This is a genomic window from Pantoea sp. S18, from assembly GCF_045689705.1.
Classification (GTDB): domain Bacteria; phylum Pseudomonadota; class Gammaproteobacteria; order Enterobacterales; family Enterobacteriaceae; genus Pantoea; species Pantoea symbiotica.
In genome coordinates, this window is sequence record NZ_CP142688.1 from 93,468 (window position 1) to 106,523 (window position 13,056).

Here is a 13,056-nt window from a genome sequence, read left to right on the forward strand (position 1 = left end):
GGACGGGCTTACCCGCCCCAGGGAAGGTAAAACGTGGTATTACGCTTTAACGGTGTTGCCTGAGAGCAGGTCCAACACGTCCTGCACGCTGGTGGTATTCGCCAGCTTCTCAATCACGCTGTCATCATCCAGCGCGTTGGTCAGGCTGGTAATCACCTGAATGTGCTCGTTATTGCGAGCGGCGATACCAATCACCAAACGCGCCACGTCTTCTGGCTCATCACCAAACTGCACGCCTGCCGGATACTGACAGAACACCACGCCGGTTTTCAGCACGCGGTCTTTCGCTTCTACGGTACCGTGTGGCACAGCAATGGATTCACCGAGGTAAGTTGGCGTCAGCTTTTCACGTTCCAGCATCGCTTCAACATATTCCGGCTGCACGTAGCCGCCTTTCACCAGCTGCTCACCCGCAAAGCGAATCGCCTGCTCTTTATGGGTGGCGCTCAGGCCGAGGAACACGTTGTCTGCACCCAGTTTGAACAGGTGCGCGTTGCCTTCGTCGTAGCTGTCAGCCAGCGTGGTCTGCACGGTTTCGCGACGCGCTTCACTGCGGTTAGCGGCAACCAGACGTTCGGTCAGGTTGCTATACAGTGCGCTATCGAGGAAGTTGTTCAGCGAAATGTGCTGCGCTTGCGGTGCCTGACGCATCGCACGTTCGGTCAGATCGCGGTGGGTTATCACCAGATCGACGTCGCCCGGCAGCGAGTTAATCGCCGTGTTGGTGACGGAGATATTGCTCAGACCCGCGTCCTGCACTTTCTTACGCAGCACGCCTGCACCCATCGCACTTGAACCCATACCGGCGTCACAGGCTACGATGATTTTGCGTACGTGGTTCAGGTCAACGCTCATCGCGTCGCCAGCAACCGGTGAACCGGCAACAGCCTGACCTTTCGACTGCGCTTTCATATCCTGCATGCGCTGCGTCGCCGCTTCGATATCGTCATCTTCTTTCACTTTGCTGGTTTTCAGCAGGATTGAAGAGACCACGAAGGAGACGGCAAATGCAGCGATGATGGCCGCGATGTTCGCGAAGTAAGCGCCTTTTGGCGTCATCGCCAGCACGGCCAGGATGGAACCTGGAGAAGCAGGAGAAACCAGGCCGCCGTTCAGCAGCGTCAAGGTGAACACGCCAGTCATACCGCCAAGGATAACTGCCAGCAACAGACGCGGCGCCATCAGCACGTATGGGAAGTAAATTTCGTGGATACCACCCAGGAAGTGGATGATCGCTGCACCGCCTGCAGATTGTTTAGCGCTACCGCGACCAAACATCATGTAGGCAACCAGCACGCCCATACCCGGACCTGGGTTAGCTTCAATCAGGAAGAAGATTGATTTGCCGGCCTCGCTCGCCTGCTGGATACCCAGTGGAGAGAAGATACCGTGGTTGATGGCGTTGTTGAGGAACAGGATTTTCGCCGGTTCAACAAAGATCGACGTCAGTGGCAGCAGGTTGTTCTGCACCATCAGATTCACGCCAGCGGCGAGAATGTGTGACAGGCCTTCAACCAGTGGACCGATTGCCAGGAACGCTAACAGCGCCAGCAGCATACCGATGATACCGGCCGAGAAGTTGTTAACCAGCATCTCGAAGCCGCTTTTGATCTTGCCATCAACGGCGCGGTCAAAGGACTTGATCGCCCAGCCGCCAAGCGGGCCGGCAATCATGGAGCCGAGGAACATCGGCATATCGGCACCGACGATCACGCCCATGGTGGTGATTGCACCGACCACGCCACCGCGATCGCCGCCAACCAGACGTCCACCGGTGAAACCAATCAGCAGCGGCAGCAGGTAGGTGATCATTGGGCCGACGAGTTTCGCCAGCGTTTCGTTTGGAATCCATCCGGTTGGGATGAACAGCGCAGTGATGATACCCCATGCGATAAACGCACCGATGTTAGGCATCACCATATTACTCAGAAAGCGACCAAAGCTCTGAACCTTGACCTTTACTGATGAGGACATAAACCCACCCCTTATTGAGACGCGCTGCAATAAGAGAGCGCGTTTGTTTTTGTTTGAACGTTACGGCGGGGGCCGTGGCATTACTGTATGCACGCGGACTCTAGCACTAGTTTATTACGCTGCGTAGAGCAGCACCTAAGTGTGATGCAGATCACGCTAAGTTGGGGTGGTTGGGGTGCAATAAGGTGATGCTGATCACAAAAAGACGCTGTAAGAAAGCAACGATGCCGAAAAATTAAGCAAAACAAGATGATGAATGTGACTTAAGTCACCTTTTGCAGTAGGTGCTTTGTTGTGTAAATGTGATCAATGTCACAAACTATTTTTGGTCGAAAATGCGCCAGATCACAATATGCTGCAGCAGAAAAGTGAGCTGTAAGGAAGTGACGAAATTCTGAAAAGAAACGAATGGCTTGTAGGGTCGCCATTGATGGCGACCACTAAAATATATCGGCTGTTATAACCCGCCTTGCACCGCATTTTGCGCTTGCGTCAGCGCCTGCGCATTGCTGGAGAGATTGCTCATCAGCGTGTTGTACTGCGTTGCCTGATCCTGCGTTGGGAACTGCACGCCGCCATCGTTGAAGGTTACGCGTGTGCCTTGCGATTGCAGATAGTCGCCGGTTTGCACCGCCGCCTGGCTCAGCGCCTGCAGCTGTGGCAGCAGCGGAATCAGCGTGCTGGCTGGCTGCGTTACCACTTTGGTAAACGCGGCGTCGTAGACTTTCTTCAGGTCATCCGGCTGTTTCAGCGTGGCTTTGCTGCTGTCCGCCTGCATTTTGGCGCTCTGAATCTGCTGGGTCAGCACGCTCAGATTACCGCTGGCCTGGCGCAGGCTATCGCGGCGCGTCAGGTAATCCTGCGGTACACGAATCGCCGCTAACTCATCAACCACCGGACGCATACCTTGCTCAATCGCCTGATTGGTCTGCTGCGAGAAACCATACAGGATGGCGTAATCGCTGGCGTAGTTACCGAAGGTCTGCTTCTGATTTTCACTCAGGCTTGGCAGATGTTCGCCGCTGCGCATCACTGTGTTCTGAAGGAAGTCACTGAACGCTTTACGCTGATCGCCCTCTTTGTCGCCACAGGCCGTAAGTTGCAGCACGACCAAGGCACTGACCATCAGCATGCCGGTGCGCATCCAGATGCGGGAAATTCCTGACGCCATGATTAACTCCTGTTATGGCAAATTCGATTCGGTGGGAATGGTCCTAAAGGATAGTGCAATGGCCTGGCGGGTACAACGGGCGGCGTTTGCCTGGTGCGCATAAATGCGCACCAGGCAAGGAAATAGCGGAATTCGTAGGGTCACCATTTATGGTGTAATGCCGATCAGCTAAGCACAAAGCGACTTTCGTTCGCCTCTTGCTGAGGCAGTTGCAGCACCTTCGTGCGGCGACCGAGCAGAGGACGCCTGGCCGCGCCCTCTGCACTCCCGGGCCTTGCGCCAGCCCAACCCGCCGCTGCGCGGTACCTTCACTCATTCACGATTCCTGACGGACCGGTGTCGATTCGCTCCTGCTCAGCGCCACCTCTCGCCGCATCCATGCGGCTCGCCCTGGAATCCCTCGTTCGCTCAGCGGGTTCGGATGTCGCCTCAACACCCGCGCTGCAGCAACAATGCATTTTCCTGGCTCACAATCGCTGCAAATCCCGTAGGGTCACCATTTATGGTGACCGTTTTAACACGTTAAATCAGAACACCAGCGCCTGCCCATCCTTACGGCTTTCGGTGGCGGCGATGTAGAAGCCTTGCGGATCGCGCACAATCGCCTGCGCACCGCCGAAGTTATAGCCGAGCAGCGGATCTTCCAGCGTAATTTGATGCCCCATCTCGCGCAGCTTTGCCTGCACGTTACGGTCGATGCCCGGCTCAACCACCACCGCACGCCCTTGCTCAACGCGCCAGCGCGGGGCATCAATCGCTGCCTGCGGGTTTTGCTTGTGCTGCATGATGCGCAGCGCCATCTGCAAATGACCTTGTGCCTGCATCGGGCCGCCCATCACGCCAAACGACATCAGCGGCTGACCGTCACCATCGAGGGCAAACGCCGGAATGATGGTGTGGAACGGACGCTTACCGCCGGCCACCACATTGGGATGCTGCGGATCGAGTGAGAAACCGCAGCCACGGTTTTGCAGGCTGATGCCGGTGCCCGGCACCACCACGCCAGAACCGAAGCCCATGTAGTTTGACTGTATAAAGGAAACCATCATGCCGCTGGCATCGGCGGTAGAGAGATACACCGTGCCGCTCTGCTGCGGGGAACCAAAGGTAAAATCCCCGGCCTGATCAGGATTAATCAGCTGCGCGCGCTGTTTCAAATATTCATCGCTTAGCAGCAGTTCCGCCGGGAACTCGAGGTGATCGTAATCGCTGACGTAACGATCCAGATCGGCTAGCGCCAGTTTCATCGCTTCAATCGACAGATGCAGCCACGGCACCGAATCCGGTTGATAGCGGCCAATATCCCACTGTTCGAGAATGCCCAGTGCAATCAAGGTGGCGATGCCCTGACCGTTCGGTGGCAACTCCTGCACCGATCCGCCCGCAAACGGGCGCGATAACAATTCAACCCAATCAGCGCGATGATTTTTCAGATCATCAAGGCTGAGCGCCGCGCCATGCTGCTCAGCAAATGCCACTATCTTTTCAGCCAGCTCACCACGATAGAAGGCTTCACCGCGCGTTTCGGCGATTTTTTGCAGCGTTTCCGCTTGCGCCGGATTGCGGAACAGTTCTCCAGCACGCGGCGGGCGACCCTCAGGTGCAAAGCACTCGACAAAACCAGGCTGATCTTTGAGCTTGTTGTAGGCGCGCTGCCACAGATGACCAATCAACGGTGAAATCGGGAAACCGTCACGCGCGTATTCGATGGCCGGTTGCGCCAGCGTGGTAAGCGGCAGCGTGCCAAAGCGTTCGGCCAGCTCAACCCACGCCGAAACCGCGCCCGGCACGGTGACTGCTTCCCAGCCGATTTCCGGCATGGCATCGCGTCCGGCAAAGCGTTCCGGGTTCCATGCCGCAGGCGAGCGGCCTGAGGCATTCAAACCGTGCAGTTTTTTGCCATCCCAGATAATCGCAAAGGCGTCACTGCCGAGGCCGTTACCGCTGGGCTCCAGCACGGTTAACGCCATCGCACTGGCAATCGCCGCATCCACCGCATTGCCGCCCTGTTGCAGCATGCGCATCCCGGCCTGCGCCGCCAGCGGTTGTGAGGTGGCAACCGCGTTGCGTCCCATCATCGGTACGCGGTGTGAGGCATAGCTGACGTTAAAATCCAGTTCACTCATGATCGTTCCTTAGTGTGAGTCATCGCGTGGGTCGAGCGCGTCGCGCAAACCGTCGCCCAGCAGGTTGAAGCCCTGCACGGTGAGAAAAATAGCCAGACCGGGGAAAATCGACATCCACGGCGCCTGTTCGAGAAAGCCTTTGGCGGTATTCAACATTGCGCCCCATGAAGGCGAGGGCGGTTGCTGGCCGAGGCCAAGGAATGAGAGGCTGGCTTCGGTGATAATCGCTGAAGCAATCGCCAGCGTGGCCTGCACCAGAATCGGCGACAGCACATTGGGCAGCACGTAACGCAAGATGATCCAGCGATCGGGCAAACCAATCGCCCGCGCGCCGTCAATGTACTCTTCGTGACGAATGGCGATTACCTGGCCGCGCGTCAAGCGGGCGAAAATCGGCATCGCAGACAGGCCAATGGCAATCATCGCATTCGACAGGCTCGGGCCGAGAAATGCACCCAGCGCGATCGCCAGAATCAGAAACGGGCACGCCAGTAACGCTTCGATAAAACGCGAAATAATGCCGTCGCACCAGCCTTGCCAGTAACCGGCAATCAGCCCAAGCGGCACGCCAATCAGAATGGCGATCAGCACCGAAATGCAGCCCGCCAGCAGCGAAGTGCGCGCGCCCCACACCAGGCGCGACAAAATATCGCGCCCCAGCTCATCAGTGCCGAACCAGTGCAGCACCGTTGGCGCTTTGCGCACTGCAAGGAAATTGGCTTTGATGGGATCAAACGGAGCCAGCCACGGTGCCAGCAGCGCCACGGCGACAAACAGCAGCACAATCACCGCACCAATCAGCGCACTTTTGTTACGCAGGAACTTTTTCAGCACCCGACGATTGGGCTTCGCCACTGCAGGCAGTGTTCCAGCGGTTAATACCTCGCTCATGGTCAGCCTCGCATTTTCGGGTTGATGATCAGATAGAGCACATCGGCCAGCAGATTGAGCAGCAGGAAGCCAATCGCCACCACCAGCACCACGCCTTGCACCACCGCGTAATCACGGTTAAACACCGCATCGACAATCATCTTGCCAAAGCCGGGCAGCGTGAAGACCTGTTCAGTCAGCACCGCGCCACCCAGTAACTCGCCAAACAGCAGCGTGGTGAGGGTAACAATCGGCATCAGTGCATTACGCAACGCATGCTTGAGAACCACTTTCTTTGCCAGCAGCCCTTTGGCGCGTGCGGTGCGAATGTAATCCGCTTTTAGTACGGCGATCATTGAAGCGCGGGTGTGACGCATTAACGTGGCGGCCAGTCCGGTGCCGAGCACCAGCGCTGGCAGCAGCAGCGTTTTCAGGTTCTGCGCCACATCTTCGCTAACTGGCACAAAGCCCGATGCCGGTAGCCATTGCAGATGCACGGAGAACAGCAGAATCAGCAGAATACCGAGCCAGAAGTGAGGCACTGAAATCCCTGAAAGCGCGACAAAGTTGGTGGTGTGATCGACCCAACTGTCTTTGCGCACTGCGGCGATGATGCCCATGCTGATGCCTATCACCAGCGCGATAATCATCGCCAGCAATGACAATTCCAGCGTGACCGGCAATTTGCTGGCGATCAGCGCCGTCACCGGCTCTTTGGTGCGCAACGACATGCCCAAATCGCCGGTTAGCGCATTGCCAATCCAGGCGAAATATTGCGTGGGAATCGGATCATCCAGATGATATTCCGCCCGCAGCTGGGCGATAACCGCCGGATCGCGCTCTTCACCCGCCATCGCCAGCACCGGATCGCCCGGCAGCAGCTTTTGCAGTGCGAACACCATAATGCTCACCAGCAGCAGCGTTGGAATCGCCAGCAATAGCCGTTTTACAATCAGTTCCAGCATCCTCGCTCCTTAGCGGTTTACTGCGCCAGACTCACGCCAGCCAAACGCACCAATCCGTCCGGCCAGGCTTTAAAGCCCTGCAATTTCTTCGACATGCCAAAAATGCGTGGCTCAAAGTAGAGGTAAGCAATCGGCATATCGGTTTGCAGCTGGTTCACCACCTGGGTATACAGCGCCTGACGCTGTGCCTGGTCGTTGGTGAGACGCGCGGCATTCAGCCACTCATCGACCTGCGCATTGCTGTAGCGTCCGTCGTTGAGCGTGCCTTTGCTGTTAATAAACGAATAGATGCTACCGTCTGGATCCGGACGACCAGACCAACCCGACAGGCTGAGCTGATAATCACCGCGTTGCTGACGATCCAGCAGCGTAGCGAACTCACTCATTTGCAGATTGAGGTTAAAACCGGCTTCGCCGACCATCGCCTGAATCACCTGGCCCACTTGCTGCGCGGTCGGGTTATTGCTGACCAGCAGCGTTAGATTGAGTGGCGTGGTGACGCCTGCGGCCTTGAGCAAGGCTTTGGCTTTTTCCACATCGCGCGCGGCAATCGGTGTTTTGACGTGATACGCGCTGACCGGTGAAAACGCCTGATTGGCTGGCGTATACAAGCCTTCAAACGCCACCTGATTCAGCGCATCACGGTCAATCGCCAGTGAGAACGCTTCACGCACGCGCGCATCTTTCAGCGGACTATTGGCATCGACTTTGCCGTTGTTGATATTGAAAGTGATGCCCTGATAACCAAGGCCCGTGACTTTTGCCAGCGCCAGTTTGCTATCGGCTTCAACGGTTTTCACATCGCTGGCGGCCACGCCTTCGGTGAGATCCAAATCACCCGCACGCAGGTTCGCGAGGCGCACTGAAGCATCCGGGATCGGCAGGAAAATTACCTTATCGAAGTGATACGCGCCTTTATTCCAGTAATTGTCATAGCGCTTCAGCACAATGCGATCCTGCTGAACACGGCTGTCGAACTGATACGGGCCGGAGCAGACCGGATGGGCGGCGAAATCGGGCTTTTTCGCCGCTTCCGGTGCCAGCATGGCTCCGGCGCGGTCGGTCAGCTGGCTCAGCAGCGCCGCATCCGGGTTTTTTAGATGCAATTTCACCTGCATCGGGCCACTCACTTCCACGCTTTCAATCGAGGAGATTTCACTTTTGCGCAGCGAACCCGGCAGCGTTTGCGCACGTTCGATATTGAATTTCACCGCCTGCGCATCAAATTTTTCGCCATCGTGGAAGGTTACGCCGCTGCGCAGATTCATGGTCAGCGTTTTACCGTCATCGCTCCACGCCCAATCGGTTGCCAGACCCGGCACCACTTTGAGGTTTTGATCGACATCGACCAGGCGATCGCACATGGCCGCAAAGACAAAACGGCCGTAATAGGTGCGTGCCAGATGCGGATCGAGCATGTCGGGATCGGCGCCCAGGCCGATGCGAATCACACTGTCAGCCTGGCTGTGGGCGCTAGCGCCGAGCAGTAACAGACCGCTGAGGGCGGTTAATAACGTATGACGAGCTTGCTTCACGGTGTATCTCCAGAGGTTAGGCTTGCTGATTCACCGCCTGCTCAAACAGGGCGCGGCGACGTAAAAAAGCGGCGGAAGGTGGCGCAAGGGTGATGACGCTACGATCGCGATTAATCTCCTGCCAGCGATGACAGGCAATTTGACGGCCGCCGCTCAGCACCTGATTAATCGGTTCAAACTGGCGACATTCCGCCGTGGCATAGGGACAACGGGTATGAAAACGGCAGCCGCTCGGTGGATTGGCGGGATTAGGCAGATCGCCTTGCAACATCGGAATGGTGCGGTTGCCGCCCGGCTGCATTTGCGGCGCAGAGGCAATCAGTGCTTGCGTGTAAGGATGGAGCGGCGCATCAAAAATCTCATCGACGCTGGCCAGTTCGACAATCTGACCGAGATACATCACCGCCACGCGATCGCTCATATGACGGATCACCGCCAAACCGTGCGCCACGATCACCATCGTCAGACCAAACTGCTGTTTCAGGCTCTCCAGCAGATTCACCACTTGCGCCTGCACCGACACATCCAGCGCTGAAACCGGCTCATCGCCAAGCAGTAATTTCGGTTGGGATGCCAGCGCGCGGGCAATACCAATACGCTGGCGCTGGCCGCCTGAAAACTCGTGCGGGTAACGCTCGGCCCAGGCCGCAGGCAGACCAACGGTGCGCAGCAGTTCGGCGACGCGTGCATGGCGCTGATCGCGACTCATCTTTTCGTGCAGCCACAAAGGTTCGCCAACAATCTGCTGCACCGTCATGCGCGGATTGAGCGAGGCAAACGGATCCTGGAAGATAATCTGCAATTCGCGGCGCAGCTGATTGAGCCGCACACCGCTGGCATCGGTGATGCTTTCGCCCTGATAGAACACGTCGCCGGCGCTGGCGGCCAATAATCGCAGCAGCAAACGTCCCAGCGTCGATTTACCGGAGCCGGATTCGCCGACAATCGCCAGCGTTTCGCCCGGCATCACCTGCAGCGAAACGCGATCGACCGCCGTCACGCCGCGATTGCGTGAAAACACCCGGTTGCCCCCAGAGAAGGTTTTGCTTAAATCGCGGCACTCTAAAATCGGTTTCATGCACTTTCTCCCAGCGTGACGTATTGCTCTAACGGGGCGCGGAAACAAGCCACCTGATGATCGTTCGCCAGCGTGCGCAACGCCGGGCGATGCTGGTGGCAGCGTGTTTCGGCGAAGGGACAACGCGTGGCAAAGCGACAGCCAGCCGGCATGTTTTCCGGCAACGGCACCTGGCCGGGGATGGTGGCGAGCGCACCTTCGCGCGCGCTCAGGCTGGGAATTGAGCCCATCAGGCCAATGGTGTAAGGATGCTGCGGATCGTTGAAAATACGCTCCACGCTGCCGCTCTCTACTACCTGACCGGCATACATCACCGCCACGCGCTGTGCCACTTCCGCCACCACGCCGAGGTCGTGGGTGATCATCAATACTGCGGTGCCGGTTTCCTGTTTTAGGGTGTTCAGCAGCGCCAGAATTTGCGCCTGAATGGTGACGTCGAGCGCGGTAGTCGGCTCATCGGCAATCAGCAGTTTTGGCTGGTTGATCAGCGCCATGGCAATCATCACGCGCTGGCGCATGCCGCCGGAAAGCTGATGCGGATAGGCTTTCAGCCGCAGTTCTGGTGCCGGGATTTGCACTTTTTGCAGAATTGCCAGCGCCGCGTCCATTGCCTGGCGCTTATTCACCTTGCGATGGCGCATCACCGCTTCACTGAGCTGGTCGCCAAGCGTGAAGGCCGGATTGAGCGAGGTCATCGGCTCCTGAAAAATCATTGCCAGTTGGTTGCCGCGCAGGCTGGCGTATTCGCTGCTGCTGAGCTGGCGCAGATCGCGGCCATCAAACAGCATGTCGCCCTGCAAGATGTGCGCGCTGTCAGGCTGCAAACCCATCAACGTCAGTGAGGTGATGCTTTTGCCGCAGCCCGATTCACCGACCAGCGCCAGCGTTTCTCCCGCCTGAAGAACTAGCGAAATATCATCCAGCACCGTGACGGGCGAGCCGCGAAACTGCACGCGCAGATTGCGCAGCGATAAAACGGGATGGGCGGTCATGGCATCTCCTCCTGGCGGGAATAGAGCGTTTCCATCAGCGCTTGTTGCAGCGCAAGCAGATGCTCACGCATCGCCGCTGCCGCCTCATGAGGCTGGCGCTGGGCGATGTGCATCACCAGCCGCTGATGATGGTTGTCATAGTTATCCAGGCGCGCCGGGGTGCGCGCCTGCACCCGCAAATGCTGCCAGCCGGGATCGCGGCGCACCGCATCAACGGCATCGAACAGCCCGAGCATCAGGCGATTGCCTGCCGCTTCGGCGATAGCGCGATGGAAGGCGCTGTCCCACAGTTCATGTTGATCGCCATCTTCTGGCGGGGTGATGGCGTGCATGCGCTCCAGCAGGCGTTTCATCAAGGCGATTTGCTCTTTGGTGGCGCGCAGGGCGGCAAGACTTGCCAGCCCCGGCTCCAGCTGCAAACGCGCTTCCATCACTTCAAGCAGATTCGATTGCTGCGGCAGATCCTGTAACACCAGCGGCTGCACCGGCGCGGAAGGGCCAACAAAGGTCCCTTTACCCTGTTTACGCCAGATGCGGCCTTCTTCCTCCAGCACGTCTAATGCACGGCGAATTTCACGACGTCCCACGCCAAAGCGCTCAGCTAACTCACGTTCGGTGGGCAGCGCGCGATCTGGCGTGTGCTCCTGTTGCTGAATCAGCTGGCGCAGTTGCTCAAGTGCGGTGCTGGAGTTGCGGCTGGTTTCTGGCGTGTCATTCATGATTGGTTCGCCTGTTTATGCATCAGAAAAAGATCGGTAAACGCCGCGTATTCAGCACTTTTCCTGATGAAAGGCGAATTAGGCAGCTTTCTTAGCGTAGGCAAGAAGTGAACCAATATTTAATTGGTTCGGATTGGTGTGTCATGAATATGTAATAACCACATGATCGCAAAGTAAAAGTTTTTTCAGTGCCCGTTCAGAATTGCGAGAAGCGTCAACTTTTCCATCTATGTGCTGCTTCACGTTGGTGCGCGCACGCTGCTTATCTGTGCAATTCCAGCAATGTGGCGACGTGCGGATAGTTAATAACTGATATTTTTCAGCTGGATATAACCTTGGCATCTATTTTGTATGGGTTAACGCAGATGCAGGAGCGATAGCGGGCAACCGACGTCGCCAGACAATTTGCAATGGGTCACTAGGGTTCCGGTCGAAAGATGCTGGTCCGAGAGTGACCGACCGTCCTCTGACGGTTACACGGCGGGAAAAAAGCCCGGGAGGAAAGCGAGAACGTTGCTCGCCGCCTCCTGCTTTTTTTTCGCCCGTTAACGTCAGAGGAACCATCATGATCAAAGCCTGCCTTCGCCTGCTGTTGCTTTGCACCATCACGCTGTTCAGCGTCAACACGCTGGCCGCCGACAAACCCTCCTTCAAGATTTGCTGGTCGATCTACGCGGGCTGGATGCCGTGGGATTACGCGCAGCAGAGCGGCATCGTCAAAAAATGGGCCGACAAATACGGCATCGATATCCAGTTTGTGCAGGTTAACGACTACATCGAGTCGGTGAACCAATACACCGCAGGCGGTTTTGCTGGTTGCACCATGACCAACATGGATGCGCTAACCATTCCAGCTACCGGCGGCGTGGATAGCACGGCGCTAATCGTCGGCGATTACTCCAACGGTAACGACGGCATTCTGCTGAAAGGCGCGGGCAACCTCTCGGCGCTGGAAGGCAAGCCGATCAATCTGGTCGAGCTCTCGGTTTCGCATTACCTGCTGGCGCGGGCGCTGGAGAAATCCGGCATGAGCGAGAAAGACGTCAAAGTGGTGAACACCGCCGATGCCGATTTGGTGGCGGCGTTTGGCACCGCCGACGTCAACGCTATCGTGACCTGGAATCCGCTGCTCGCCGAAGCGGAGAAGCAGCCGAACAGCCATCTGATTTTCTCTTCCGCTCAAATTCCGGGCGAAATCCTCGATCTGCTGGTGGTCAACAGCGCCACGCTGCAGAAGTATCCGCAGCTCGGCAAAGCGCTGACCGGCGCATGGTATGAAACGCTGAAAACCATGTCCGGCCCAACCGACAGCGCCAAAGCGGCACGCACACAAATGGCGCAGGCTTCCGGCACCGATCTGGCGGGCTTTGATCAGCAGCTGGCCGCTACGCATCTGTTTAGCGATGCCAAAACCACCCTCGATTTCGTCCAAAGCCCACAGCTCAAAGCCACCATGCAGATGGTTGCCGAGTTCTCGTTCAAGCACGGCTTGCTGGGCGAGGGCGCGCCGAGCGCGGATGTGGTTGGCGTGGCAACGCCTGCGGGCAATTGGGGCGATGCGGGCAACCTCAAACTGCGCTTCACCGATGAGTACACCAAAATGGCCGCCGCCGGGCAGCTGTAAGC

The 13,056-nt window shown here is 57.4% G+C and carries 10 protein-coding genes and 1 riboswitch; of the genes, 1 reads left to right on the forward strand and 9 read right to left on the reverse strand.

Features of this window, described 5'->3' with window-relative positions:
- Positions 1-39: 39 nt before the first annotated feature.
- The 9 genes from VIJ98_RS00455 to VIJ98_RS00495 all read right to left on the reverse strand — a co-directional run bounded on the left by VIJ98_RS00455 (position 40) and on the right by VIJ98_RS00495 (position 11,430).
- Positions 40-1,974 (reverse strand): PTS mannitol transporter subunit IICBA, encoded by a 1,935-nt coding sequence (locus VIJ98_RS00455; RefSeq protein WP_008104656.1) that lies wholly within the window; start codon positions 1,972-1,974, stop codon positions 40-42.
- A 457-nt stretch (positions 1,975-2,431) separates the two neighbouring features.
- Positions 2,432-3,145, reverse strand: coding sequence for a DUF3053 domain-containing protein (locus tag VIJ98_RS00460; protein WP_008104654.1), 714 nt, complete (start codon positions 3,143-3,145; stop codon positions 2,432-2,434).
- Between the two features lie 527 nt (positions 3,146-3,672).
- The gene (locus VIJ98_RS00465; RefSeq protein ID WP_323271852.1) at positions 3,673-5,271 is read right to left on the reverse strand and encodes a gamma-glutamyltransferase family protein; all 1,599 of its coding nucleotides are present in this window, start codon (positions 5,269-5,271) and stop codon (positions 3,673-3,675) included.
- 9 nt (positions 5,272-5,280) lie between these two features.
- Positions 5,281-6,162 carry an ABC transporter permease gene (locus VIJ98_RS00470; RefSeq protein ID WP_154181923.1) on the reverse strand — a complete coding sequence of 294 codons (882 nt, stop codon included), beginning with the start codon at positions 6,160-6,162 and terminating at the stop codon, positions 5,281-5,283.
- Between the two features lie 2 nt (positions 6,163-6,164).
- Entirely contained in the window at positions 6,165-7,106 is a 942-nt protein-coding gene (locus tag VIJ98_RS00475; protein WP_008104649.1) for an ABC transporter permease, read from the reverse strand.
- Positions 7,107-7,123: 17 nt separating this feature from the next.
- Positions 7,124-8,641, reverse strand: a complete 1,518-nt coding sequence (locus VIJ98_RS00480) for an ABC transporter substrate-binding protein (RefSeq protein ID WP_061723450.1) — start codon at positions 8,639-8,641, stop codon at positions 7,124-7,126.
- Between the two features lie 16 nt (positions 8,642-8,657).
- Positions 8,658-9,719 carry an oligopeptide/dipeptide ABC transporter ATP-binding protein gene (locus VIJ98_RS00485; protein WP_323271853.1) on the reverse strand — a complete coding sequence of 354 codons (1,062 nt, stop codon included), beginning with the start codon at positions 9,717-9,719 and terminating at the stop codon, positions 8,658-8,660.
- Positions 9,716-10,711, reverse strand: coding sequence for an ABC transporter ATP-binding protein (locus tag VIJ98_RS00490; RefSeq protein ID WP_323271854.1), 996 nt, complete (start codon positions 10,709-10,711; stop codon positions 9,716-9,718). The genes VIJ98_RS00485 and VIJ98_RS00490 overlap by 4 nt, the downstream gene beginning before the upstream one ends.
- The gene (locus tag VIJ98_RS00495; protein WP_323271855.1) at positions 10,708-11,430 is read right to left on the reverse strand and encodes a FadR/GntR family transcriptional regulator; all 723 of its coding nucleotides are present in this window, start codon (positions 11,428-11,430) and stop codon (positions 10,708-10,710) included. Before VIJ98_RS00495 ends, VIJ98_RS00490 begins: the two co-directional genes overlap by 4 nt.
- A 407-nt stretch (positions 11,431-11,837) precedes the next feature.
- A riboswitch (guanidine-I (ykkC/yxkD leader) is annotated at positions 11,838-11,932 on the forward strand.
- Between the two features lie 63 nt (positions 11,933-11,995).
- On the opposite strand from VIJ98_RS00495, the gene VIJ98_RS00500 reads away from it, so the two are divergent.
- Positions 11,996-13,054, forward strand: coding sequence for a putative urea ABC transporter substrate-binding protein (locus tag VIJ98_RS00500; protein WP_323271856.1), 1,059 nt, complete (start codon positions 11,996-11,998; stop codon positions 13,052-13,054).
- The last annotated feature ends 2 nt before the right edge of the window (positions 13,055-13,056 follow it).